At 60.0% G+C, this 25,311-nt stretch carries 24 protein-coding genes and 1 tRNA gene; 11 read left to right on the forward strand and 14 right to left on the reverse strand.

Going from position 1 to position 25,311, the window contains the following annotated elements; all coding sequences use genetic code 11:
* Positions 1 to 12 precede the first annotated feature (12 nt).
* A complete protein-coding gene (gene putP, locus AC1EJZ_RS01170; protein ID WP_480293805.1) occupies positions 13 to 1,500 on the forward strand; it encodes a sodium/proline symporter PutP in 1,488 nt (495 codons plus the stop codon).
* On the opposite strand, the gene AC1EJZ_RS01175 is transcribed toward putP, so the two are convergent.
* Positions 1,497 to 2,273: a fructosamine kinase family protein gene (locus AC1EJZ_RS01175; RefSeq protein WP_480293806.1), complete on the reverse strand. Its 777-nt coding sequence runs from the start codon at positions 2,271 to 2,273 to the stop codon at positions 1,497 to 1,499. The two genes, putP and AC1EJZ_RS01175, sit on opposite strands and share 4 nt — an antisense overlap.
* Before the next feature lie 255 nt (positions 2,274 to 2,528).
* Entirely contained in the window at positions 2,529 to 3,368 is an 840-nt protein-coding gene (locus tag AC1EJZ_RS01180; protein WP_480293807.1) for an ABC transporter transmembrane domain-containing protein, read from the reverse strand.
* A 204-nt stretch (positions 3,369 to 3,572) separates the two neighbouring features.
* Here AC1EJZ_RS01180 and AC1EJZ_RS01185 point away from each other — a divergent pair, with 204 nt between their 5' ends.
* Together AC1EJZ_RS01185 and AC1EJZ_RS01190 are read left to right on the forward strand one after the other, a co-directional pair.
* Positions 3,573 to 3,800, forward strand: coding sequence for a hypothetical protein (locus AC1EJZ_RS01185; RefSeq protein ID WP_058237490.1), 228 nt, complete (start codon positions 3,573 to 3,575; stop codon positions 3,798 to 3,800).
* Between the two features lie 9 nt (positions 3,801 to 3,809).
* Positions 3,810 to 5,465 (forward strand): hypothetical protein, encoded by a 1,656-nt coding sequence (locus AC1EJZ_RS01190; protein ID WP_480293808.1) that lies wholly within the window; start codon positions 3,810 to 3,812, stop codon positions 5,463 to 5,465.
* Here AC1EJZ_RS01190 and AC1EJZ_RS01195 read toward each other — a convergent pair whose 3' ends face one another.
* Positions 5,466 to 5,849 carry a phage holin family protein gene (locus AC1EJZ_RS01195; protein WP_092648928.1) on the reverse strand — a complete coding sequence of 128 codons (384 nt, stop codon included), beginning with the start codon at positions 5,847 to 5,849 and terminating at the stop codon, positions 5,466 to 5,468.
* A 38-nt stretch (positions 5,850 to 5,887) separates the two neighbouring features.
* Positions 5,888 to 6,736 carry a YwiC-like family protein gene (locus tag AC1EJZ_RS01200; protein WP_480293809.1) on the reverse strand — a complete coding sequence of 283 codons (849 nt, stop codon included), beginning with the start codon at positions 6,734 to 6,736 and terminating at the stop codon, positions 5,888 to 5,890.
* A gap of 105 nt (positions 6,737 to 6,841) precedes the next feature.
* Between AC1EJZ_RS01200 and AC1EJZ_RS01205 the strand changes: the two genes are divergently transcribed.
* Together AC1EJZ_RS01205 and AC1EJZ_RS01210 are read left to right on the forward strand one after the other, a co-directional pair.
* Positions 6,842 to 7,852, forward strand: a complete 1,011-nt coding sequence (locus tag AC1EJZ_RS01205) for a bile acid:sodium symporter family protein (RefSeq protein WP_480293810.1) — start codon at positions 6,842 to 6,844, stop codon at positions 7,850 to 7,852.
* Positions 7,853 to 7,894: 42 nt separating this feature from the next.
* Positions 7,895 to 8,290: a hypothetical protein gene (locus AC1EJZ_RS01210; RefSeq protein ID WP_058237485.1), complete on the forward strand. Its 396-nt coding sequence runs from the start codon at positions 7,895 to 7,897 to the stop codon at positions 8,288 to 8,290.
* Here the strand turns inward: AC1EJZ_RS01210 and AC1EJZ_RS01215 are convergent.
* From AC1EJZ_RS01215 to AC1EJZ_RS01235, 5 genes are all read right to left on the reverse strand, one after another.
* A complete protein-coding gene (locus AC1EJZ_RS01215) occupies positions 8,287 to 9,132 on the reverse strand; it encodes a hypothetical protein (RefSeq protein WP_070725510.1) in 846 nt (281 codons plus the stop codon). The genes AC1EJZ_RS01210 and AC1EJZ_RS01215 overlap by 4 nt on opposite strands.
* 689 nt (positions 9,133 to 9,821) lie before the next feature.
* Positions 9,822 to 9,898, reverse strand: a tRNA-Pro gene (locus tag AC1EJZ_RS01220).
* Positions 9,899 to 10,074: 176 nt separating this feature from the next.
* Positions 10,075 to 12,168 (reverse strand): alpha-L-fucosidase, encoded by a 2,094-nt coding sequence (locus AC1EJZ_RS01225; protein ID WP_058237483.1) that lies wholly within the window; start codon positions 12,166 to 12,168, stop codon positions 10,075 to 10,077.
* A gap of 244 nt (positions 12,169 to 12,412) precedes the next feature.
* The gene (locus AC1EJZ_RS01230; protein WP_480293811.1) at positions 12,413 to 13,450 is read right to left on the reverse strand and encodes a metallophosphoesterase; all 1,038 of its coding nucleotides are present in this window, start codon (positions 13,448 to 13,450) and stop codon (positions 12,413 to 12,415) included.
* A 2-nt stretch (positions 13,451 to 13,452) separates the two neighbouring features.
* The gene (locus AC1EJZ_RS01235; protein WP_070725301.1) at positions 13,453 to 15,741 is read right to left on the reverse strand and encodes a transglycosylase domain-containing protein; all 2,289 of its coding nucleotides are present in this window, start codon (positions 15,739 to 15,741) and stop codon (positions 13,453 to 13,455) included.
* 249 nt (positions 15,742 to 15,990) lie between these two features.
* Here AC1EJZ_RS01235 and AC1EJZ_RS01240 point away from each other — a divergent pair, with 249 nt between their 5' ends.
* Both AC1EJZ_RS01240 and sp36 read left to right on the forward strand, forming a co-directional pair.
* On the forward strand, positions 15,991 to 16,326 hold the full coding sequence (locus AC1EJZ_RS01240) for a WhiB family transcriptional regulator (RefSeq protein ID WP_058237482.1): 336 nt from the start codon (positions 15,991 to 15,993) through the stop codon (positions 16,324 to 16,326).
* A gap of 33 nt (positions 16,327 to 16,359) precedes the next feature.
* Positions 16,360 to 16,527 (forward strand): Sp36 family protein, encoded by a 168-nt coding sequence (gene sp36 / locus AC1EJZ_RS01245; RefSeq protein WP_074026219.1) that lies wholly within the window; start codon positions 16,360 to 16,362, stop codon positions 16,525 to 16,527.
* Positions 16,528 to 16,569: 42 nt separating this feature from the next.
* Here the strand turns inward: sp36 and AC1EJZ_RS01250 are convergent, their stop codons facing one another.
* Positions 16,570 to 17,250 (reverse strand): Crp/Fnr family transcriptional regulator, encoded by a 681-nt coding sequence (locus AC1EJZ_RS01250; protein ID WP_058237481.1) that lies wholly within the window; start codon positions 17,248 to 17,250, stop codon positions 16,570 to 16,572.
* 148 nt (positions 17,251 to 17,398) lie between these two features.
* Between AC1EJZ_RS01250 and nth the strand changes: the two genes are divergently transcribed.
* Positions 17,399 to 18,091 carry an endonuclease III gene (nth, locus tag AC1EJZ_RS01255; RefSeq protein ID WP_058237480.1) on the forward strand — a complete coding sequence of 231 codons (693 nt, stop codon included), beginning with the start codon at positions 17,399 to 17,401 and terminating at the stop codon, positions 18,089 to 18,091.
* On the opposite strand, the gene AC1EJZ_RS01260 is transcribed toward nth, so the two are convergent.
* From AC1EJZ_RS01260 to AC1EJZ_RS01270, 3 genes are all read right to left on the reverse strand, one after another.
* Complete coding sequence (locus AC1EJZ_RS01260; RefSeq protein WP_058237479.1) at positions 18,074 to 18,988, reverse strand: alpha/beta fold hydrolase; 915 nt, start codon at positions 18,986 to 18,988, stop codon at positions 18,074 to 18,076. The two genes, nth and AC1EJZ_RS01260, sit on opposite strands and share 18 nt — an antisense overlap.
* A 5-nt stretch (positions 18,989 to 18,993) precedes the next feature.
* Entirely contained in the window at positions 18,994 to 20,214 is a 1,221-nt protein-coding gene (locus AC1EJZ_RS01265; RefSeq protein WP_480293812.1) for an MFS transporter, read from the reverse strand.
* A gap of 85 nt (positions 20,215 to 20,299) precedes the next feature.
* Positions 20,300 to 21,469, reverse strand: a complete 1,170-nt coding sequence (locus AC1EJZ_RS01270) for a hypothetical protein (RefSeq protein WP_157886403.1) — start codon at positions 21,467 to 21,469, stop codon at positions 20,300 to 20,302.
* Between the two features lie 3 nt (positions 21,470 to 21,472).
* Here AC1EJZ_RS01270 and AC1EJZ_RS01275 point away from each other — a divergent pair, with 3 nt between their 5' ends.
* Positions 21,473 to 22,189: a hypothetical protein gene (locus AC1EJZ_RS01275; protein WP_480293813.1), complete on the forward strand. Its 717-nt coding sequence runs from the start codon at positions 21,473 to 21,475 to the stop codon at positions 22,187 to 22,189.
* Between the two features lie 14 nt (positions 22,190 to 22,203).
* Here the strand turns inward: AC1EJZ_RS01275 and AC1EJZ_RS01280 are convergent, their stop codons facing one another.
* A complete protein-coding gene (locus AC1EJZ_RS01280) occupies positions 22,204 to 23,007 on the reverse strand; it encodes an HAD family hydrolase (RefSeq protein WP_480293814.1) in 804 nt (267 codons plus the stop codon).
* Between the two features lie 126 nt (positions 23,008 to 23,133).
* On the opposite strand from AC1EJZ_RS01280, the gene AC1EJZ_RS01285 reads away from it, so the two are divergent.
* Both AC1EJZ_RS01285 and AC1EJZ_RS01290 read left to right on the forward strand, forming a co-directional pair.
* Positions 23,134 to 24,114, forward strand: coding sequence for a hypothetical protein (locus AC1EJZ_RS01285; RefSeq protein WP_058237474.1), 981 nt, complete (start codon positions 23,134 to 23,136; stop codon positions 24,112 to 24,114).
* Positions 24,111 to 25,256 carry a TadA family conjugal transfer-associated ATPase gene (locus AC1EJZ_RS01290; protein WP_480293815.1) on the forward strand — a complete coding sequence of 382 codons (1,146 nt, stop codon included), beginning with the start codon at positions 24,111 to 24,113 and terminating at the stop codon, positions 25,254 to 25,256. The genes AC1EJZ_RS01285 and AC1EJZ_RS01290 overlap by 4 nt, the downstream gene beginning before the upstream one ends.
* Positions 25,257 to 25,311: the final 55 nt, after the last annotated feature.

A 25,311-nucleotide genomic window follows, 5' to 3' on the forward strand; every position in this document is an offset into this window, starting at 1 on the left:
AAGGGGGCCATAATGAGTGAAATGACGTATCAGGCTATCGCGATGATTGTGTATTTCGTCGCCATGATTATGCTCGGCCTGCTGGCCTACAACCGGACGAGCAATCTTGACGACTACATGCTGGGTGGCAGGTCGCTGTCCCCAGGTGTGGCAGCGTTGTCGGCCGGCGCATCCGACATGTCGGGCTGGCTGCTGATGGGTTTGCCCGGCGCAATCTACGCGACAGGTCTGATCAACGGCTGGATCGCGGTTGGCCTGACGATCGGCGCATGGCTGAACTGGAAGTACACAGCTCCTCGGCTCAGGTCATACAGCCAGGTTTCCTCCAACTCGATCACTGTGCCGTCGTTCGTGTCCTCGCGCCTCAAAGACCCTCACAACGTGATCCGCATCGTCGCCGGTCTGGTCATCATGGTGTTCTTCACCTTCTACGTGTCATCAGGCATGGTAGCCGGCGGCTCGTTTTTTGAATCATCCTTCGGTATGGATTACCGCCTGGGCATGACGCTGGTGGCCGGGATCGTTGTGCTCTACACCCTGGTGGGCGGCTTCCTTGCAGTATCGTGGACGGACGTTGTTCAGGGCCTCATGATGGTGGGTGCGCTCATTCTGGTGCCGACCGTGGCGATTATTCACGTCGGCGGCTTCAGCCCGATGGTGCAGACCATCAAGCGCGTGGATCCCACCATTTTGCATCCATCGGGCGGGACGCTGAGCGCGACGGCCGTGATAGGCATTATCTCCGCACTGGCATGGGGGTTGGGCTACTTCGGTCAACCCCACATCATCGTGCGTTTCATGGCGCTGCGCTCAGCCGCGCAAGCAAAGGCTGCGCGTCGCATCGGCATCGGCTGGATGGCTCTGGCAGTCATCGGCGCAGGTATGACTGCTCTGGCAGGCGTCGCCTACTACCAGCACGACGAATCACAGCTGCCGAATCCCGAATCCGTCTTCATCACGCTGGGACAGCTGATGTTCCACCCCCTGATCGCCGGGTTCATGCTGGCCGCCATTCTGGCGGCGATCATGTCAACGATTTCATCGCAGCTGCTGGTCACATCCTCGGCAATCGTGGAGGATATCTACAAAGCACTGTCCAAACGAGACCTGTCGGAAACCAACGGCGTACTACTGGGACGCCTGGCCGTGGCCGCCGTGTCCGTACTGGCAGCGGTGCTGGCGTGGAGTCCCTCGGACACGATCCTTGGACTGGTGGCCTTCGCGTGGGCAGGTTTCGGTGCATCATTCGGACCGATCGTGATTCTGTGCCTGTACTGGCGCAAACTCACCTGGCAAGGCGCATGTGCCGGCATCATCGTCGGAGCTGTGACCGTGGCCGTGTGGGGCAACCTGTCAGGCGGCATCTTCGACCTGTACGAAATCGTCCCCGGATTCGTGTTCAACCTTCTGGTCAGCGTCGCAGTGTCGATGGCAACCTATCGGCGCAACAATGAGATCGACGCCGAGTTTGATGCCGCTCTGGACGGATTGACGGCTTAACCCACCCAGTGCCGCGCGATCGCGAGGGTTTCAGGCACGTAGGAGCGTCCGAACAGCTCGCAGTGTGCGACAAGCATATGCAGCTGATGCAGTGAAATGCGTTCGCGCCAGCCGTCAGCAAGGTGCGATTCCTCGTCGTAAGCCGCCCAGATCCGCTCCACGAAGGGCGCGCCGAATACGGCGAGTGCCGCCAGGTCTTCCTCCGCATGACCGCCCTGAGCAGCCGGGTCGATCAGCGTCGCACCGTTCGGGGTCCACATCACGTTGCCCGACCACAGGTCCCCGTGCGTGCGGGCCGCAGGCGTTGTGACCAGTTTCGGCTGGTCATGGTCGAGGGCGCCGCTTTCAAGCCTGGTGCACAAAGCTTCGAGTGTGGCGCGCTCATCTGCGGTGAAGGCTTGAGCTTTCAGGTACGGGCGGATTCTATATTCGGCGTAAAACTCGCCCCATGACGTGGGTGCTTCGACTTTGGACAGGAGCGGCAGGGGCGTCAGACCCATCCACCCCTGAGCGTCCTCTTTGGCCGGTGGCGGCGCACCCAGATTCGGTGCGCCGGCCGCATGTGTGTGGGCCAGTGCGCGACCAAAATCCTCGGCAGCCTGCCTGGTTGGCCGCGTCGTTTCCAGCTCGGGTTCCTCCAGCCATGTCGTGCCGTAATCGCTCACCGGCACAACGGGCGCAGCCTGGGGTGGCGTGTCAGCCAGCCACTTGAGACCGGCCACCTCGTACAGGATCCTGCCTGGTCGCTGATCACTCTTGCGAAAAGTACCCATATCCTTACCGTACAATCAGAACGAGACTCTGTTCATCTGTTTTTCGAGGAGCGCACTGTGGCGCAACAGCACCCACAGCTATGCCGCCAGGAGTGGCTCGACCTCACCGGTCAGTGGCTCTTCGCATACGATGATGAGGATCGCGGCCTGAGCGAGCATTGAGAGCGCCCTCGTGACAATCCGGCTGAGATCTTCGATCGCACAATCACCGTTCCGTACCCGCCCGAATCTGAAGCCTCCGGCATCAATGACCCGTCATTTCACCCGATCTGCTGGTACTACCGCGCGCTGACGGACGCTGAGATCAGCGCGGTGCGCGGGTCCGGGCAGCGTGTGATCCTCAACTGTGGAGCAGTCGACTACCAGGCACACATGTGGGTCGACGGCAGCGTTGTGCTCATCGAGTTTGCGGATCTCGTAAGGTTCCCGCACGAAGGCTTGGACCACGCGGTTGCCTTCGATGTTTTCCTTCACCATCGAATTGAGACGAGCCAGGGATTCACGCATCGACAGGAAGAGGGGGCGTGCATGTTTGGCCAGCTGGCGGGCACAATAGGCCAGGAACGGGGTGATGGCCAGCAGGGCCAGCGCGAGGCGCCATTCGATCGTGAACATGACGGCCAGTGAGCCGATGAACAGGCACACGCAGTCGACCACGTTGTAGGTCACCCACGACAGGAAGTGCCGGATTGCGTCGGTGTCTGCGGTCAGGCGGTTCATGATGTCGCCGGTGCGCGTGTGGTTGAAGTACGTGAAATCCAGCGAATGCAGTTTTTCGTACTGGTCGGACACCAGGCGGTAAATCGAGTTCTGTCCGAAGCGTTCCATCAGCATCTGGTAGCCGTAGCGGGCGCAGGTGCGTACAAGCGTCGCACCCACCATCGCGCCGCACAGGGGCAGGAGCTGATCGAGGTGGCGGTCAACGATGACGAGATCCACGATCATTCCCGCAAGGATCGGGACCAGCATGATCAGGATCTTGTCGACGACGAACAGCACCAGTGCGGCAAGGACGCGCGGAACGTCGGGGCGGCAGTAGGGCGCAATCCACCTGAGGTTCGAAGCCTTGGTGTTGGATGTGGGATCGACGTACATCCGGTCATCTCCCGAAGAAAAGTCATGCGCGTGGGGTGATCACACTGTATTCAATCACTCGGTCAAGTGCGAATGGTGGAGCGGAGAGGTTTTCCACAGGTTCGCGCGCCTCCCCTCGCCAATCCACAGGCGGCCGCACGGCATGCGCGCGAGGCGATGAGGCTGGCTACCGTGACACCGTCATTGATGTGAAGGAGGCAGCATATGAGCGGCGAAATCGACGCGGTATTGAGGAGCTTGTGGAGCGTGAGCGAGGACATGGATGGGCTGGTTGCAACTCTCAGCGCCATCGAATGCCCCAGTTGGCAAGGACCCACTGCGGACCTGGCGCGCCGGGAATTCAACGCCGTTGTGACGGATGCGATGTGGGCGCAGCAGGTTGTGGGCGATGCGGCACGCAACTCCGTATTGATGTGTCCGGTTGGGGGATAGGAGGAACGCGTGAGTGAGCAGAGCGTAGACCCAGGTTTCTATGACTCCGTTGTCACCACCAGCGCACACACCAGTGTTGACACAGATGAGCTGATCGGAGCGGCACTCGGCGTGATGATGGCGAAAGAGACGGCGCAGAACTGTTATGCGAGTCTGATGGTTATTCAGCTCATGGCGTCCTCGGCCGTCATGCTGGGGTTCGATCCCGGCCTCCTCATCGGCGCGGTGGAGGATGCGATGACTGCTGTGAGTGCGCTCGTTGTGCGTCTGGAATCTTTGAGTAACCGCCTGACCGCAGCGGCAATGAAGTATCTCAGTGCAGAAGGTGATGCCCAGCGTTTTGTCACCGCACGCATGCTGCTGATGGACGGGCGAGTGTCGTGGACACCGCTTTCGCCACTGACAACAGGGCTGACAGCGGAGCAAGTCTACGGGTATGCGAATGAATTCAGCGGCAAGATGCGCAGCGACTCTACCTTGGGATACCGTGTCGAATTCGACATGGCGACGTTGGGGACGACAGTGAATTCTCTGTCCACCAGAAGGGATCTGTACGGTTTCCGTCCCGATGCCGGTCAGCAGGCATGGTGGGGCAGTCCGCGCACTCAAACCGTTGACGCCGCACGCGTTGCCAGTCAGCTCTTCTTCACGGTCGGGCAGCGCGCGACGGGACCGCTGGCAGGCCTGCAAATCACCACCTCGCAAATCAGTGACGCGGGAGGATCGGGGCGCCCCCAGCGATCCTCGCAGATCCGTGTCGTTGATCCGAGCATCCCGAAAAAAGGTGTGGCTGCATTGGCGGGTGTGCCGCCGCTGTGGCTGACGGCGCGAAGTGCGGTGAATGCGTCGAGTCGAGCCAGCGGCGTGAGCGTATCCAACAGGTATGCGCCAACTCCCCGCCTACCCCGCACCGTACCGACGCCTCGCAGTGGTAGTGAACTGTTGGGCCGCGTCAGTCAGCTTGAAAGCGGCAGCGACACGTTCGGCCAGCTTGAGATCCTCAAACATGAAACGCCGCAGCCCGACGGGTCGACAAAGCGATCATGGTCAGTCGTCGTGCGCGGTACGCAAAAGTGGACACCCGGGCAGACCAACCCGCAGGACATGCTCAGCAACTTGCAGGCGGTCGGCCATGATAATAACGACTTGAGTGCTGCAACCCTTGAAGCGATGGACATGGCGGGGATCGCACCCGACGAGCCCGTCGAATTCGTCGGACACTCCCAGTCGGGTATCACAAATACGCAGCTCATTGCCGACCCGGACACGACGCGCAAGTACACCGTCGTCTCCAGTCTGACCGCCGGGTCTCCGACAGGAAATTACGTCATGCCCGAGGGCGTCCACACCCTGTTCATGGAGAATACGCGCGACATCGTCCCGCCTCTTGACGGCTCCCCCAACATGGATGTCAACGATGCGGTGACTGTTTCCTTTGACGGCGACCTGGTCGGACCGCTGGACGGGGAGGGGCTGGACATCACGCCGCACGGCCTGGAACCGTACACCAAAGCCTTCGACGCCTTGAATGATCCGTCAGCGTATGCGGCGCCCCCGGAAGTGCGCGAATGGTCCAGGCATCGCGAACAGTCACTGCGCCTGAGCGATCAGACTGTGACAACCTCGCAGCTGTTCAACACTCGCCGCATCTTTGCAGATGAATAGCTACGACTCTGACCTGCGTGGCAGCGCGGCGACAACAAGAGCGGAAATAACAGCCGTGATCAGACCCGCACCTACTGCCGGCCAGAAGCCTCCAACCGTGAAACCAAGATTCGCCTGCTCACTGAGCCATCCTGTCAGCATGAACATCAACGCGTTTGTGACCAGTGCGAACAAGCCGAAGGTGAGGATATACAGCGGGAAGGTGACAACCTTGACCAGTGGGCGAACCAGTGAGTTCACCGCCGTGAAAATCAAAGCCACCAGAATCATCGTGCCCAGAGATTTCCACACCGACGCTTCGGGAGCAAAATTCACGGAGCTGATGATCAGGGTGGACACCCAGATTCCGACCAGATTGGCAAGGGAACGTACAAGAAACCTCATAGGTACATGGTCTCATGATGCCTGCCGCCAGACCACCGCTAAGGCGCCACCATGAGGGAAGCTCCCACAGCCACCATGACGACCAGTTCGGCCAGCCCGATGTATTTCACGGCAATCGTGGTGCGCTGATGCTTCCACGGCATGAAAGTCGCCCTCGTGAATGCGAGCGCGAAGGCACAGGGTACGAGCCAATGAAGCTGCCCGGCCGCAGCTGCCCACGCAGTCCCGACGACAGTCAGCGCATGCCAGATCACTGAGGCGACAATCCAAGTGGGGTTTCCGCGCTCGCGGATCAGGCAGCGCACATGCAGAACGGACCCGACCAGCACTCCGGCCAACGCTGCCCACGCGCACCAGGCCTGAGGCCACAGCTCGCCGCCTTGCCAGGGGAACCAGTGTGTGCGCCGGAAAGCGGTCGAGATATCCACCGCAACAGGACACATGAACACAGAAGCAAATACCTGCGACAGTCGCGCGAGTATGGACCGTTGGCGCCGTCGCAGACTCTGCACCAGCGCGATCGCGATGAGGGGTGCGAAAATCGGTGCCCACGACAGCAGTTTCGGGGCGCACAGGACCGACGCTCCGCCCAGGAGGACGGTGCTTACGGCCCACGTGCCTGTGGCCGCTGCGAAACGCTGACGCTTGGGGGAGCGGATCCACCAGCTTCCCGCAGAAAAGAGCATGAACGCCACCATCCACGCAGCCAGAACCAGCAGGTGAAGAGGGCGCCAGCCTCCGCGCGTGGCACCGACCAGGAAAGGCAGCAGCGTCATCATCCACGAGCCATGCTGGTCAGGCAGCCAGCCGGTGCGCATGAGTGCGCGCACGCGCGAAGAAGAACGCGGGCGTCGGATGCGCGGATGGTCAGTCGGGCGGCTCGTCATGACGATCAGTGTACGGAAGTGGCGCACGTGGTCGCCATATGGACACTTCGGCCAAAAGGTGAGATGCCGAATCATCTGTGGCATGCGGTGGAGCACTGTACATCTATGTCCCATGAACACAATAATGAGAGCACTACCAACGTGCTCGACTCCCAGCAGGATCACTCATCGGCACGTCTGAATCCGGAGGACCGATTGGCTCGCCGCGCAGCGACCGTTTTCCCGCTCATCATCATTATCGCCTTCATCATGGGGCTGCTGATTCCCGGGCCAGCGGCGCGCCTGGCAGGAGGCGTCAACATTGCGCTCGCCGTCATCATGTTCGGCATGGGCCTGACGCTGACGGCATCCGATTTTGTCCTGGTCGTCAAGCGTCCGCTCCCCATCATCGTCGGTGTGATTGCACAGTTCGTCATCATGCCCACACTCGCCGTCGTCTTGACGAAGGTATTCAGCCTTCCGCCCGAACTTGCCGTGGGCGTCATCCTGGTGGGATGCGCGCCGGGCGGCACTGCGTCGAACGTGATTTCCTATCTGGCCAAAGGTGATGTTGCATTGTCCGTCGCCATGACATCCGTGTCGACTCTGCTTGCCCCGATCATGACTCCGCTGCTCACGCAGTGGCTGGCCGGCCAATACCTGCCTGTTGACGCGTGGTCGATGGCGAAGACGATTGTGCAGATCGTCCTTGTGCCGATTCTGGCCGGCCTGATTATTCGACGCCTGGCAGAAAGCTCCGTGCAGAAAGTGCTGCCGTTCCTGCCGTGGGTGTCTGTCCTCGGTATCTCATACGTGCTGATCGCTGTTGTCGGTAAGTCAGCTGATCGCATTGTGCATGCTGGCCTGTTCGTCCTCCTCGTCGTGATGCTGCACAACGTCCTCGGACACGTGTTGGGATACTTCGCAGGGCGGGCCACCGGAGGCGGAGAGCGTGTTGCCCGCACCACCTGCATTGAGGTGGGCATGCAAAATTCCGGTCTGGCCGCAGGCCTCGCTTCCCAGTTCTTCACTCCCGAATCCGCTTTGCCGGCAGCCGTCTTCTCCGTATGGCACAATCTGTCCGGCGGAATCCTCGCCGCTTTCTTCCGCCGCCGCAGCCTTGGCGACGTAGACTAAACAAGCATCGACGAGGGTGACCCCACCCGGAAAGGACACGTCATGACAGCTCAACCGTGGACACCCGACTATGACTGGGGTTATGGCCGGGAAAATGAAAACCAGCTGCTCAACATGCTTGTCCGCATTACCGTCACGGACGGTGATGAGACGGTGTGCGCCGACCTGCGGCGCGCATTGAGAGAGGGATTCGCGCGCAAAACTCCCGCTCAGGGCGTGCCCGAGGGGTTCGGTGCCTACGGAGGCGGAGCCTCCATGCTGCGTTTCGGTGCAGGAAGCGCTGACGAGCCTGTTCAGATCGCGATCTGTTCAGGTGGTCAGGATGCGATCGATTCGGTCGAAATGTGCACCGACGCGATCTGGGCGATGATTGAAAGGTTTGCGGACGTGATCGACGTGCAGTGGGAGTACCTGCCGCATACGCGCTCTGACGTCTAGGTTTCGTCCGGGACGATCAGGTTGAGCGCATTCCTGAATGACTGCGCCCGCACCAGAACGTAGATGGAAACCGTCAGGATCACACCTGCCACGCCAAAACAGATCGGCAGAGCGTAGGGCAGTCGGGCGGGGTCAATGAACCCTGTCAATACGATGAGGACTGTGGCGATGACACACCCCGTTGCTCCACTGACTGTCATCGTGCTGAAAGAAGGGGTGAAGCGGTCGCGCTGCTCACGAACATGCGCACGAGCCTCGGCATCAGCGATCCAGCGGGTCCGTTTCCACTCTGAGAACTCACGGCGATGCGGATCCGCAATGAACAGGTATGCCGCAACGGCGAAGCACACAATCACGGCCGCACCGCCGATGCTCAACGCGAGTGTCACGGTCACGGCACCGTCCTGGCCTGCGAGCAGTTCAAGCACGATGATCGGGATGAATGCGATGACACACAGAGCTGACGCCAGGGCAATGCGCTGGCCTCGTTCGCGGCGATAGTCCAGCACACGCTGGGCACACTGCAGATCCACCACGGTGAATTCTTCGGGAACCACGTCGCGTTTCGGTGTCGAGGGTGACAGCGCTTCAAGCCCGAATGAGGCTGCGAGCTCATCTGGCGTGCCGAACTGGCTGATCACAGTTGACAGTGCGGAATCCTCGTCAACGCCGGAGTCAACCAGTGCCTGTACCCGTTCGCTCATCTGATCGTGGATCTGTGTGCGCGTAGCCTGGACCTGAGGGTTGTGCCTGTCGGCAACCTGATCAAAAACATAGTCAAGATACTGGGTGATGCCGTCCATAACACTCCGATCAGTGAACAGAAGATCTGAAAGCTCCATTGTGCCACGCCGCGGTGCTCACTCACCTCCACGTGCCAGAGGCTTCCTCCTCTGTTTCGTTGATGCCTCGTCGCGGAACAAAGCGCCGACTTGATTGAAATACGTGCTGGCTACCTGCGTTGCACATACCCCTAGATCTTCCCTGCTTTGGTGCACATTCCCCTAGATTTAACGCTCGAATTGCACATACCCCTAGCTAAAGTCGGCACCCCAAAAGGACAAAACCTATTTCCGCAGGTCAGCCGTCAGTAGCTTCCGGCGGCCTCGAGCCTCACGCGTTAAATCTAGGGGATTGTGCATTTTTACAAGACTTTTTAGGGGTATGTGCACGTGGAGGGTTTAAATCTAGGGGTATGTGCACGAGGCGGGGTTAGAGCTAGGGGTATGTGCACGAGGCGGGGTTAGAACTAGGGGTATGTGCACGTGTTGGTGCGCGCGGCAGGACAGCAGTGGCATCCCCGCCCGAAGGATCTGCGGTCATGACACACCCAAAAAGGCTGGGCCGGACACTAAACACCCCGCGACACGCCCACCCCATACACACATTTCGGGCATTAACCCCAAAAAGGCGGTGAGATGCAGAAAGGCCAGCAAGATGTGGAAACGCCGGCAGTGTACTGAAAGGCGGCCGTATACAGACAGATCGGGACACCGCCAACAAACTGTCAACGATGTCCCGACACATCACATGGTCGGGGTGGCGGGATTTGAACCCACGACCTCTTCGTCCCGAACGAAGCGCGCTACCAAGCTGCGCCACACCCCGTGCGACCGTTCAAGTATAGCGACGAGGGAGCAGAGTGCACAAAATTAAGTGGCTCATCCCTCTGAAGTTTCGGTCACACCCTTTGCGTGGCGCTGATGAAAGGGAGAAGCGGGTGAGGCTTCTGGCTGTTGACACGGCTGGAAACCTCACCCGCGAGGGATGGCAGTTAGTTCAGGTCACCTCCGTTTCCGGGACACAACCGTGAGTGCGGTTGCGCCGACGATGAAGCTGAGCGCAATGAGGCCAGTCAGGTTGTTCGCACCGGTGCGAGCAATTCCCTTGGCGACGATGTACTTACCGTCCGCGCTCTTCTTGGACTGTTCGACTTTGCCTGGAGTGACCGGCTTGGCTGGGGTGACAGGGCATGGCTGCGCAGCCACCGACAGGTCCCATTCCACGGTTGCGCCGTCTTTAACCATGTAGTCCTTGGCCACTGAAGCTGTGACGTGAACCGTTGAGTTGGTCTTTTCCGTGGTGTAGGTGACGCCTTCCTGGGTTGGAAGCTTCACCGTTTGCTCAACGCCGCACTTGTCGGCGGGAACCACTGTTGGCGCCTCGGGGGTCACGACTTTGGTGACAGTGCCTTTCACGTCCATCTGGAATGTGTCGATTCCCAGCGGTGTGGCGTAGTAAGGAGGATTGGCAAGTGACAGCATGACCGGCGTTGCGGTATTGGCCGCCAGAGCTCCAATCTCCACGCCAGCTTTGAGCTGCGCGCCTGTCACTTCCATCCGCGTGTCCCCGACAGTGAGGGCGTACATCGTCTGGTCTTTCAGGGCATTGGACGTGACAGTTGCCGTGGCATCCATCACCGCATTGTCCTTGGCAGTCAGGTACACGGTGTGGGACACGTCCCCTGAGTATCCAAGGGTGCTCGGCATGCTTTCTGCGTTCTCTTCAGTTGCGGTGAAGGTGCCGTTATCTGACGTGACAGTCTTCTCCGACAGGTACAGTGGCTTGCCTTCTGTTTCAACCTTGATCACCGGCAGGTTCGCGTCAGGGGAATTGCCCTTGAGTGTGACTGTCAGTGTGGTTCCCTCATGCGTGAACGGAAGTTCCGTATCCGTTCCGTCAATTGTCACAGACTTGACCGTGGAGGAAAGGCCGCGCAACTGGATGGTCTTGTCAGGAGCCCAGCCGTCGGTGACACCCAGGTACACCGCATTGTCGTTGACGACCGCATATCCCCAGTTTTCCTGTGGGAAACGGGCGTAGCGTGAGCCGTTGAGAATGGCGGGGTGAGCCTTGTTCCATTCGCCCACACCCTTGAGGATGTTGACCTCGAATGGATCCATTTCGCCGGTGCCCTTGGGGCCAATATTCAGAAGGTACTGGCCACCGTTGGCGACTGTTGTGAACAGGTTGTTGACTTCGTGCTGAATCTGGTAGGTCAGCTGAGCGGGATTCTGCCGCTTGTTTTCAATTTCAGGCCACTTGCAGTATCCCCAGCACGTGGGGAACGTTGAACGGGCAGCTTCCCACGGTGCCTGGCGTTTCTGGCTGAAGACCGCGTTATCGCCACCGACTTCGAAGTCACCCTTGTTGTTCCACACGCGTGAGCTGACCATGGCGTTGGGCTGCAGTTCATGCACCCAGTTGGCCATTCGCTCTGACTGGTCGGCAGTGGGAGCGCCCATATCGAACCAGACCTCTGCGATTTCGCCGTACTTCGTCATCAGCTCAGTGAGCTGAGACTTGATGTAGGGCATCATGCTTTCGGGGATCTTGTTCATGTTCGAGTAGGGCTCAGCTTCGTGCTTAGTCCAGTCGATAATGGAGAAGTACACGCCGAACTTCAAACCGACATCGGCGCAAGCAGTCGACAGTTCTTCCAGAGGGTCGAGACCCATATCGGTCTTATCAATGACGTTATAGTCAGTTGTTGCGGTATCCCACATTGCAAAACCATCATGGTGCTTTGATGTGATAACTAGGTATTTCATTCCAGCGTCTTTAGCATTTTGACACCATTCATGGGCATCAAATTCAGGCGCATTCATTTGTGCTGCTTCAGCAAGATAATCTTCGTCGCTGATTTTCGACCAGGCTTTAATCTGTTCCGGATACCCTAGGGGCTGGCGTTGACCTTTGTAATATCCACCGAAGTTCGAATAAACGCCCCAGTGGATAAACATTCCGAACTTCAGCTTTTCCCAGTTTTGGGCGCGCTCCGATTCAGTGTAGGGAATTGCTGCATCCACGCCTACCACGGGGGATGGGTTCGCGGGTGCCAGATCGGCAGACGGTTCAGCGAAGGCTAGACCTGTCATAGAAGTTATGAGGCCCAGAGTTAACGCTGAAGATGCAAGAAAATGTAGCTTTCTCACGCGATCTCCTAATAGTGTGACAACATTGTCGCCGACTACGCTACTCGAAAGAATTACTTTTCTTCTACTGTTTCGGTATTAACCAAAATAAAGAGTTAATTTATTGCAAGAAACAAAATTAAAACAAAAGGAATAAGGATCTAAGTCCCCCCACACATAATGCGGCTCAAGGTGATGTCAACCGATTTCAGTTTGCGCTGACCAGACGCAGAATCGACACCTCGGGGCGCGTGGCGATTCGAACAGGCGCCATCGGGGAGGTTCCCAGTCCGGCACTGACATGCAGCGGAGCCGAGCCGCTTGTATGAGTCCACGTGTGCACACCCTTGGCGTAGCGCGGCGGCAGGTCGCAGTTCGTCACCAACGCCCCCCACACGGGCAGCCCGATCTGTCCGCCGTGAGTATGTCCCGCGCAGATCAGATCCACACCTCGATCAACGAACGCATCGAGGACCCTGCGATACGGTGCGTGAGTGACACCGATGCGGATGGTGTCCGAATCATCCCATCTTTCCGGCAGCTTCGGCATGCGGTCGCGTTCAAGGTGAGGATCGTCAACACCTGCCAGATTGACCGCCACCGACCGGTCGCCGTGCGCCATGCGCACCGTCAGCTGATCGTACCGATTCGACAGGTCAACCCAGGACGCCCTCGTCAATTCCTGAACGAAATTGCGCCACGGCAGACGCGCCAGGCGGGACGTGTCGTGAACGGCGTGCGCATCGCGGCGCAGATAGTGCGTCCAGGGGCGGAACGTCGACGACGTGTAATAGTCATTGGAACCCAGCACGAACACTCCGGGGTAAGCCAACAGCGGCCGGTAGGCCTCACGCAGAAGCGAAGCTCCCGTCGCATTGCCGAAGTTGTCGCCCGTCGACATCACCATGTCGAAATCCTCGGTTCGGGCCACGTGGTCAAGAAAATCGACGAGGAAGTCCTGACCGGAATACAGGTGGAGGTCGGAGATGTGCAGGATGCGCAGCTCTTCGCCCTGGCGCAGTGCAGGCACTGGAATCGAGAAGTGCCGTACCGTCGGGCATCGTCGCTCGCACTGACCCCAGGCAAGCGAAGCGACCCCCAGACCCGCCACCGTCGCAGTGGCCAGGCCCAACGCGCGGCCCGCTGCGATCAGGCGGGGTGGCAGAACCGATGGCTGACGGGACGCATTGAGCAAGATGCGAGGATCCGTCGCAGCCAACGACTGGCGCGCGTTGAACTCACTCATCGTTATCTCTCTCGCTCAATAATCGTGCCGTCAGGAAGCTCGATGCTTTCGCCGGGCTTCAGATTCAAACTGTCAAGATCAATATTACTGAGGTCAACCTGGCCGTCGGTGGACAAACTAGTGGACGAGGAGTTCGCGTTGTTACCTGCGTTCCTGTCGCGATTCTGGTTCTGGTTGTTCGAGTTGGCGTTGTTCTGAACCTGACGTGTGCCATTCAGGTTGGCGTTCGGCAGGGGCTGGACTTCCGCACCCTGAAGAGCAAGGTTCATGTACGGCATCCACAGGTGCAGGCCAACCGTGGAACCATAAGGAACCGAGTAGTAGCGTCCGGCCACCGTCACATCGGAGACCTGCTGGGATGATGCGTTCGCATGACCCATCCACGCGGCGGTGGCGAGCTGCGGTGTGAAGCCAACGGTCCATGTGTTCGAGTTCGAGTCAGTCGTACCGGTCTTTGCGGCAAACGGGCGGCCACCCTCCAGGTAAATACCTTCCTGCGGGCCGTACCATTCAGCAGCTGACTTGCCCAGAAGCGTCGCAACCTTATCAGCCACTTCCTGATCCAAGACCTGATGACACGACGGCTTGAATTCCTTCAGGACATTCTCTGAGCGGTCAGAAACGGACAGGAGCGCCGTCGGTGGGCACTGCGAGCCACCGTTGGCCAGCGTGCCGTACGCCGAAGCCATCGCGAGTGGCGATGCGCCGGTCGAACCAATGATGTTGGACGGGAGGGCGGCCGGCGCTTCACCCGTATTGGGGTCCTTAATGCCCAGGTCAGCTGCGCGCTGGAAAATCTCACACAAATCGAGGCGGCTCGCCATGTTAACAAATGCCTGGTTGACAGACATCTCTGTGGCGCGCAAGACCGTGTGGGAGCCGTCCTTGCCGGGCAGGTCGCCCACCGTCCACGGCTCGAAGCCACCGATCGCGGCGCCGTTGCAATGGAAATCACCCGGCGTGTAGGTGCGGTTACCCCGGCCAACACTTTCATAAGCGCCGTGACCTTCCTTGAACCACTGAATCAGAGTGAATACCTTGAAGGTTGATCCGACGTCAAAGTTTGAGTCCGCCGAATAGTTCACCTGCGTCATTGCTGGATCAGATTCGTTGGGTGCGCCGAAGTGCGTATTTTGAGCCATCGCGACGATGTGGCCGTTGGACGGCTCCACCGACGCGATCGCGGCGTCGACTCCGTTACCCGGTGGCAATGCTCCGTTGACAACGTCCAGCGCAGCTTTCTGCTTATTCGCGTCAATCGTGGTGCGAATCGTGATACCGCCGGTCTTCAGCAGGCGTTCACGTTCGATGCGGGTCTCACCGAATATTGCATCGTCGAGGAACTGCTGCTTGGCGAACTCGCAGAAGTACTCCATACCCGTCGCCGCGCCGGCACAGCCCTGGGGGCGCTCGTTCGGGTTGAGCATGTCGGGAACAGGTGTGGCCACCGCCTCGTCGTGTTCCTGCTGAGTAATGATGCCCTGATCGAGCATGACGGAAAGGACGATGTCACGTCGTTCCTGAGCGGCATCGGGGTGAACCAGCGGATTGTAGGAGACCGGGGACTGCACCAGGCCCGCCAGCAGTGCCGACTGCGGCATGGTCAACTCGGATGCGTGGGAGGAAAAGTACAGGTCAGCAGCGGCTTCGACGCCATAGGTGGTGGGGCCGAATGGTGCGATATTCAGGTAGCCGGTCAGGATGTCATCCTTGGACATCTGGCGCTCCAGACTCATCGCGTACTTCATTTCACGCAGCTTGCGCTCAGGTGTACTCACCGTCGCATCGTGAATCTGTTCAGGGTCGCCTTCCAGAAGGCCTTTCTCCACCAGCGAGTTACGCACGTACTGCTGCGTGATGGTCGATGCACCCTGCATGCCGTCATCGTCGGAGAAGTTACGCACAACGGCGCGCATAATGCCGTCCGGGTCCACGCCGTGATGGGTGAAGAATCGCTTGTCCTCAATAGCGACAATCGCCTGCTTCATCTCTTCGGAAATCTTGTCGGACGGCACGACGATACGGCGCTTGTCGTAGAACTTGGCGATCGTCTGATTGTTGGCGTCGAGCATCGTCGACTCTTCAGCCGGTGCAACGATCTCGATATCTTCGGGCAGCCCCTCGAGAATCGATGGTGAGGCTTTGGCGGCCACCCCCAGTGATCCCACGGCAGGCACCGCGATACCGGCACCCAGGACGCCCAGCAGTGCAGAGATGCAGATGAAGGCGAGCAGGAGCGCCACCAGCTGGACTGGCGTGACTGAACGAGTTCGAGTCTGTGGCTTCGACATAGGTTAAGGATACGTGTGTCCACGTGTATTAGGGGAGGGGAAGTGCCTGAGGTATGAGGAATTCGTCAAATTGAGGCTGCTGGCGTCACCCTCGTCGATGATTGACGAGGGAGGCCGCGGGCGCCTGTTATGCATCCTGTGAGGAGGATATTTCACACTATTGATGATCTCGTGTTGCTTGAATGAGCCAGATGTGTGTATGGTCACAGTAGTGATGGTCAAGGATGATCATGGACTGGAGAACAAGGAATGAGCAGTATCGATCAGGATCAGACATGGGCCGCCCGCGCGCTGTGTGCGACGGAAGAACCGGACGCACTGTTTGTGCAGGGAGCTTCCCAACGCCAGGTACGAGTCAAATGCATGGCATGCGAAGTGCGCCTGGAATGTCTGGCAGATGCGTTGCAGTCAGAAGCTAACTTCGGCGTGTGGGGTGGACTGACTGAACGTGAACGGCGAGCTATGCTGCGTCACTACGACGACGTGGAGGATTGGTGGCAGTGGCTCAACGAATCTCAGGACGCGTTGGCGTGTGAACTACGTACACCGCGGATCCCGAAAGTTCTGGCCCACGTGCGCCGCTAGGAAGCATCGGTATCAAACAGTTAGGCTAGTGACATGACCACATGGGAATACGCAACGATTCCGTTGCTTACACATGCCACAAAAGCAATCCTGGATCAATGGGGTGCTGACGGGTGGGAACTTGTCACCGTCATCCCCGGGCCGACGGGTTCCGATAATCTGGTCGCCTACCTGAAGCGGCCGATAGAAAAACAGGCATAAAAAAATGGGGCGGTCAGCGACCGCCCCACTTTTTTGACGTCTTCAGCGTGCGCGACGAGCCAGACGGTCAACATCCAGCAGCGTCACTGCGCGACCCTCAAGGCGGATCCAGCCGCGGGAGACGAAGTCAGCCAGTGACTTGTTGACGGTTTCGCGCGACGCGCCAACCAGCTGAGCAAGCTCTTCCTGAGTCAGGTCATGAGGCACGTGAACGCCTTCGTCGGTGGGCGCGCCGAAACGGTCGGCCAGGTCAAGCAGCGCCTTGGCGACACGGCCTGGAACATCTGAGAAGACCAGGTCAGACATGGACTCGTTCGTGCGGCGCAGACGCTGGGCAAGTGCCTTGAGCATGTGCTTGGCCAGCGTCGGGTTCGTGTCAAGGATTTCCATGAGGTCTTCGTGCTCAAGGTAGAGCAGGGTCGCCGGGGACACTGCGGTAGCGTCCGTGGAGCGCGGGCCTGGATCGAAGAGCGTCAGTTCACCGATAATTTCGCCCGGTCCGAGCACGGCGAGCAGTGATTCGCGCCCGTCGTTGCTGGTGTGACCCAGCTTGATCTTGCCTTCGGTGATGATGTAGAGGCGATCGCCAAGGTCGCCCTCGTCAAAGAGAGTTTCGCCGCGACGCAATGCGGTGCGTCCCATCTTGGACTGCAAGAAGTTCTTCTGCGCCTCGTCGAGCCCGTCGAAGAGGGGAACCTGATTGATAATGTCATCAACAAACATGTGAGACCAAACTCCGTTCCTGTCGTCTATGTCGAATCGCGCGAGGCTGCTCGCAGCGTTTCATCTTCCATTGTGTCGTAATCGTGACAATCACCACGGCGTTTTGGCCGGAGTGTATGGCAACAACAGTCAATATTATTATTCATACGTGACGATTCCAACAGAACACGACACATCTGGGCTTGTCAATGCGGGTTCTGAAGCTGCCGAGGCACTTGCGCGTCAGCTGATGAACGCCTATCCGGACGCCACATGCACATTAGATTGTTCGACGCCGTTCCAGCTGCTCATTGCGACAATGCTGTCGGCGCAGACAACCGATGAGCGGGTCAACCGCATCACGCCGGCGCTCTTCGGGGAATTTCCAACAGCTCTGGACCTTGCTCAGGCGCGGCGCGATACGGTCGAGCAGATCGTGCGGCCGTTGGGTTTCCAGCACCGACGATCCGGGCAGATCATTGCGACCGCTCAGGCGCTGTGCACTGAATTCGGTGGTGAGGTTCCGCAGTCCAACAAGGAGTTGGAAAAACTCCCCGGGGTCGGGCATAAGACGGCCAACGTCGTGATGGGAGTGTGTTTCGGAGCGCGCGCACTGACAGTTGATACACATGTCGGCCGCCTGTCTCGCCGTTTGGGATGGACGAGGGCGACCAGCGTGACGCGCGTCGAAAAGGACGTGACAACACTGCTGGCAGGCGTGAACTGGACGAAACTGTCACATGTTCTGATCGCACATGGTCGCTCAGTGTGCACTGCCCAGGGGCCTCGATGCGATGAGTGTCCGGTGGTGGATCGCTGCCCGAAAGTCGGTGTAGTGCCCTGGTCAGGTGGTGGGCAGTGAAGCCAGGAAATCGCTGATCAGGGTCGTGACACGCTCGGGTGCTTCTTCGGGGGCGAAGTGCCCTACTGCGGGCAGCATTGTGGTGTGCAGCGGATAGGTCACATGGTGTGAATCGCGCGCAAAATCTGTAGCCGACAGTGATGAATCTTCTGCGCAGTGCACGCTCAGAGTCGGAACCTGCACGGGGTCGGCCAGCGCCTTGCGCGAGGCGATGGACAGGAATCGCGTGCTGGAAAATGAGTCAGTGGTCGCGGAGGCGGCGAACGCGCGAGCCATTGCGCGTCGATAGGGTTGTGCGTCGGCCAGCATCTGTTCGCGATGTGAGGGCGCCGCCCACGAACGGATCATTGAATCGATGAGTTTGCCGGATTTGAGCAAGGTGACGCGCCGCCAGGGAATATCCATGCGCAGGGCGAGCAGACGCCCGCGCCACAGAGGAAGCAGTGTGGGCCACAGGGTACGTTCCAGTGGGTGCGGCGCCGCCAGCGTCATCACCGCGCGCAACGCAACCGGATTGGTAGCTCCCAGCATCCATGCAACAGCACCGCCCATGCCTGCGCCGACCACTGTGAAGTGGGAAATACCCATTGCTGACATGATGGCGGTGACGTCATGGGACAGTTGCAGCAGATCCACCTTGTCGGCCTGCAGGTCGGAGGCGCCGAAACCGCGCTGATCAACTGCGATCACACGATGCCCCTGCTCAGCCAGGGAGGGAATAACATGCCGCCAGGAACGCCAGAACAAAGGAAATTCGTGCAGCAGAACAACGGCGTGGTCACATTCCAACGGGCCGGCATCGACAACGTGGAAGGTCGCGCCGCCAGCGTTGACGTGGCGATGCTGCCACGGACCGGGCTCTTCCAGAACCTCCCGAAGAGAAAGATCTGCATCCATGTGATTCAGCGGCCCTCATCGCGAGCCTTGGCCGCGCGGCGGCGGGCTCGCCATGAGAAGAAGGCACCTTCAGGATTGATCTTTTCCACCTCAGCGCGCAGAGCTTCCTCCGAGCGGCCACGGCGACGTACCCAGTGAGAGACCCACGCGCCTACCAGCACGATCAGGCCCAGGAGTGCGAAGCGTCCGGAAAATGCGGAGGCCTGGAAGTGGTGAGCAAGATTCATGCCGAATGCGTTCCACGAGTTCAGCCACTGAACAGCAGGCTGAATGAGCTGCGAGAAAATCCCCGGAATGACGATCGGAACAAGTCCGGACAGGAAGGTGAGAATACCCATGACGAAGCCACCCAGCGAGGAGCGCGCAACCGTCACCCCCAGCAGGAGAACAATCACCAGAGCGCCCACCAGTTCGGCAATAGCTGCCAGGTTCACTGCCCCCGTCGAGAACGCAGACCCGTCAGCAAGTGTCATGCGCGCCCCGGCATCAGCTGCGAGGAACCATGCGATGGGCAGGAAGATCAAGAATGCGAAGAAGCTCCACCAGTGCGATCCAGCGCGAGACGGAATCTCGGGCGACAGTGTCGTGCCTTCAAAGATGGCGTCATCGAGGGAACTCGGGGTGCCTTCCACGTGCACCGGAACCGGTTCAGCGCGAGGATGCCAGTTTGCCTCGTTCTCATCTGCCGGATCTGCTTCCTCCGGCGGAGAGACGAGGGAACGGCGGTGCACTGCGGTGCGCTCCAGCTCATCTTCATCTGTGGCTGTTTCGTCCTCATCGCGGTCATGGCGATTTTCGAGGACGTCGCGCGGAGCTGGTGCCGGCAAATCATCACGCTCAGGCGGGGAGATGCGGTCGCGAGGTTCATCCTCATCCAGGTCAGGTGCGTCGCCCTCGTCATCAACAGGATCGACGGGGGAAGGGATGCGTGGTTCGGACGTGGAGGGCACAGGATCGACGGCCGAGGTGTCATCGGCAGCACTGCCAGGCGCTCCAATGATGTTTTCCGTGTCGCCCTCATGCCTGCTCAAGGTCACTTCTTCGCCCGTGAGAATCTCATCGCTGGCAGCTGATTCAGCGATTTCGTCAGTTTCTTCGGGGCGCGGTGCCATCGGCGCAGCCGTTGATCCGCTTGCGCCCTCGAAAGTCGGGCTCTCATCGACGATGAGTTCATCGTCTCCCACTTCACCTTCCGGGCGGCGGTCGTGGAGTTCCTGATCAGACATGGTGCTACCTCCTTAGACCTTTAATGTAGCGTGAGAACTGCCCGATCTTGCGATGGGCGTGCCGAAACGGCCGATTCTGATCGTGTTACATCTCATCCACAAAACCGTGGCGGTGCCCGGTTGCCCGCAACACCTGTGCGCGAACATGGCGGCGCGTCAGCAGCGGACCCATGACCAGTGCGGGAAGCAGTAACCCCAGCGCGGACAGCACCGGCGCAGCCAGAGAAATCTGCGTCGTGGCGGGGGAATGCGGTGTGACCACCGCGCCGGTAAGGCTTGACCACAATGGGATGAGGAACGAAAACGGTATGACCACCAGAACTGAGGACGCTACAATGGGTCCGGACGTTGACCACTGCGAAATCCACGCCACCAGGCCGAAACACAAGGCGCAGATCAGCGCCGGAACTGGTCGGAACGTGTTTTCTGCCATCAGCCCCTCCAACCCCTGTGACGCTACGCGCAGTGATTCCTCGGGCGCGGCAACCATCATCATGATGCACCCGAGAATCAGGGCAACACAGGAAAAGACCGCGACCCACGTCCGGTTGCGCGCATTGTGGAATTGCCCGTTGAAGGGACGCACGCGGGAGGACCCTCCCTGAGAACTCTCGGCACTGGCCTGCTCCAGTTCCCTCAGCGTGGCGTGAACCGTCCACCGCCGCGTGGCAATGGTTGCCACCGTCGCCCCCAGGCAGATGAAGACCACGCATATTGGATACAGACTCCACCGCATCGATGTCAGTGAGTCCGCCTCGCTCATAGCGATTCCCATCCACAGGGGAGCGCGCAACGCGCCGGTCAGCTGGCCCACTCCGACAATTACCGCACTGACAGTGGTGACGGCAAGGCCGGCTGAGGACTCATCAGAGTTGGCAGCCACGAGTGCCAGCAACAGGGTCGTAATGACGATACCGACGGTGCCCTCGGACGATGACAATGGCTGTCCCTGCGCGGTGGCGGCCTGAGTGTCAGCGACCGCAAATCCCATGATGATCAGCGCGACAGGTGAAAAAACCGCTGAGAAAACCGCTGAACGCAGGTGCTGTGACAGCGTGGCCCGAGGGATCGACCTGACCCCAGTCTGTGCCACTTTCGTCTCGCTCACGTTCACCTCACCCGATAAGCTCACCACGTGGAAGAATCCGATCACATTGTGCGCATGCGCCTCCTGCTTCAAGCGTGGCAGACCCCAGATATCTGCGCGCTGCGCGAACAATGTGACAGCGCATTGACGCGCGTCCGTTTCCATCATAGTTTGCGCCGCCGGTGGCAGGAAGTACGCGCCCTGACCAACATCTATGAAGCTGCCTATCTTTCTCGCTGGGAAGGCTCACCGATCAGCACCAGCGATCTGCGTGACCTCACGATGCGCGAGGGGCCACACGAAGCCGGCACCCTGACCACAGGTGAACAGTTCGCGCTGGGGATCTGGCGCAGCCAATGGCACGTCATGACGCTCATGCCGCCCCTGAACCGCACGCCCACCACCAGGCCTGCATCGCAGCCCGCTTTGCCGAACCTGGTCGCCGGACTGCACCGCGACATCACGTCACTTCTTGCTACCTCAGGCCACGTTGAACGTTCCCGAATTGCCGTTCCTGCCTCGCCTCGGCGTCTCGCTCACGTTTTGTCGCATGTCACCTGTGATGTGCCTGCTGTGGCGAGTGCGGCCGCAGTGTGGGCCGACTGTGCAGCTCATCCACTGTTCGAACCAGGTTCACGCTCCGTGGGGGCGGCTGTGGCGCGATGGATTCTGACCGTGCGCGGCACGGACCCGACAGGGGTCGTGACTGTGAGCAAGCTGAGCGCCACAGACCCTCAGCGCGTTGCGCGCATTGTGTCCGGCTGGGCAGCGCCCGATCACTCCTACGCGCACGACGTGCTCGCATTCTTCCTGTCATCACTGATCGCCGGTGTCGACGATGCCCTGGATATTGCGCTCAGTGTTCAGGCGGGCCACCCTCGGCAATAGGGAATGAGGGCGGGCTACTTGCCGCGCAAACTGGTATACGCGCGGTAAAACGACCACGCCGTGCCTGCAGCAGAGCAAGCGGCAATCATGCCCGGCACAATGAGTCGAGCCGGCGAGGTGCGGACCTGAACCGTGTGCGTGAAACTGCGAATCGGCCAGTCGCGTTCCTGAGCGATTTCACGCAGCTGACGGTCAGGGTTGATGACGACGGGGTGCCCCACTGCCTCCAGTAACGGCACATCAGTGATGGAATCTGAATACGCGAAGCACTCCCTCAGATCCCACCCGTTGCGCTGTGCCATGTCGATGCAGGCGCGCGCCTTCTCATCGGCGTAGTTGAAACGCGAAATCACGCCGGTGAACGTCCCGTCCTCATTGCGCTGCGCGTAGGAACCGATCGACGCGTCAGCACCCAGCATGTGAGCAACCGGGCGCACCATTTCTTCAATCGAGGCTGAGGCGATGACAATGCGCCGACCAGCCGCGCGGTGAATGGCGATTTCTTCCAGCGCCTCCACGAAGCACACCGGGTCAATTGACCTGCTCAACGCATCCTTCACGGTGGACTCCAGGTAGACTCCGTCCCATCCGGCAGCGATTTCACCCAGTGATTCGCGCATTTTCTCTGTCGCCTGCTCGTCAGCGCCCTTGATCAGGTAGGGCAGTTGGATGAGCAGACCCAGCAGTGCGCCGCGCCGGGTCAGAAGGCCGGCCTCACGCAGGGGAGCGCGCAGCGCCACGGAGGTTGACGTGGCCAGGATTGTCTTGTCGAGGTCGAAAAAGGCAGCGGACCTTGAGCGTGGCTGTGATCGCTTCATGCGGGTCTCCTGATCGTCGAGTCGAAAAACTGCGCGCGTTATCCACAGGGTGGTGTCTTTCTCCAGTCTTCCACAGGTTGACTGAGCGAGGTGGACGAGGGAAGCCACGTGAGATGAAGTGACGGCATGAGTACACAGTGGAACGTGCGCGTCGGACTGGATCGACTGGACGAGGGTGCCAGGCGTAGCGCATGTGAAATCATCGAGCTTGCAGGCGGAACGGTTGCCAGCGACGGACTGCCCTGCGACATGTGGCTGACCTCGGATCCGGATGGGCCACCCTCGTCAGTCCGTGCGTCTGCACAGGTGCCGGTCATTGTTGTCGGCCCTGCCGGATCGCTGCGCCTGCCCGGCGATGAGATGATGCTGGCCGACATTGTCGCCTCATGTGAACCGTCACCGGTATTTTCCCCTGACCTGATACGCATCGGTTGCGCCGGATGGCAAGGTGGGGTGGGGGTGACGGCAATCGCGCGGGCGCTGGCTCAGCAGATCCGGTCGCACCCGCTGCCGGTTCTGCCTCAGGCTCCCCCTCCGCCCGTGATCGTCGTGGACACCGCCGAGTATGGGCCAGGCGTGGGCGCGGCGCAGGACGTGGCCGCTGACGGTATCCACTGGGGTGACCTGCGCGCAGACGAGACCGGATGGACTGGCACGCTCATTGACGCTCTGCCCGTGCGTGACGGCGTGAAAATCCTCGCGGCTGACTGCCGTGGTGGGCCGGCACGTTCAGATACGAGGCTGGTGCGGGTGCTCACCAGCGTGAGCTCCCGCGCGCATGTTGTGGTCGATCTGGGACGGTGGGATGAATACGCAATGCGCACCGCCTCCCAATGTGGAATCGATGCGCTGTGCCTGGTCGGACGCGCCGACCTGGACGGGGTGTGTACGCTGATGGCCGGCATATCCCGCTATGCGCCACCTGCTGTGCCCGTCGTGATTGCCACGACGCACGGGACGACGACGCAACTGTTGGGCAGTATCCGCGAGTGCGGCTTCCAGTCGATTCAGGCCATGCAGTGTCCTTTTCGAGGTGGGATGCCCAGGGGTTTTGCCGTCAAGCGAATGTATGCCGCGCTCAGGTCGGGCATGGAGCGTGCGCGATGAGCCGTCACACCATGAGGCGCGCGCTCGCTCAGGGGCACTCAGCTGTCCGGGCGGTGCGTGACAATGCTCGCGAGGGTGCAGGAGTGAGAGAACTGGCCACCGATTTTGACGATCTGGTGGCGCGCGCCGGCGGACTCGGACCGGACCTTGCTCCTCTTGTGGCGGACCCCGATGTGACAGATGTGCTCGTCAACTCCACCAGTGTCTGGATCGATCGCGGGCAGGGGGTGGAGCGTGTTGACGTGCAGCTGGGGTCGGAAAGTCAGGTTCGGGCGCTCGCGGTCCACATGGCAGCTGCGTGCGGACGACGACTGGATGAGGCCAGTCCGATTGTGGATGGAACGCTGCCCGGCGGCGTGCGCCTGCACGCGGTGCTCTCACCAGTTTCTGATGAAGGAACGGTGATTTCCCTGCGGACCTCGCGCGCTCACTCCATGACGCTGGAGCAGATGGTGAGCAAGTCTTTGATGGACGGTTCCATCGCGAGCGTGATGGCCCAGTTGGTGGCACTGCGGGCCAACATTTTGATATCCGGGGCGACCGGGTCGGGTAAGACCACATTGCTGTCGACCATGCTGTCCAGCGTGCCGCATGACGAACGGATCGTGTGTATCGAGGAGGTACGGGAATTGCGTCCCTGTCACCCGCATGTTATCCACTTGCAGGAAAGGCAGGCCAATGTTCAGGGCGCGGGAGCGGTGAGCCTGTCGGATCTGGTGCGCGCTGCGATGCGAATGCGGCCCGACCGACTGATTCTCGGTGAGTGTCGAGGCGCCGAAGTGCGTGACGTGTTGACGGCGCTCAACACCGGACACGACGGGGGAATGGCTACCATCCACGCCAACGCGGTGGAAGATGTCCCGGCACGTCTGGCTGCCCTCGGATCGCTGGCCGGCCTGTCGGATGCCGCGCTGTCAGCGCAGGCGGTGGCCGCATTTGACGCGGTGATTCAGATGAGGCGCGATGCGCATGGAAGGCGGGTCAGCCAGATTGGTGTTCTGACCCGGACAGCAGGTGGCGTTGCCTGTGAATGTGAATGCGCGCTGAGAGAGCGTGATGGCCGGCTCTACCCTGATCGCGCCTGGCCACTGCTGGCTGAACGGCTGCACATCGATCTGGACGCGAAAAGTGCTGCTCCATGATGGCGCTACTGTGCTTGATGAGTGCCTGTTTGGTCGCGGCGATTGGCATATCGGC

It is taken from the genome of Pauljensenia sp. C0170B5 (assembly GCF_056590195.1).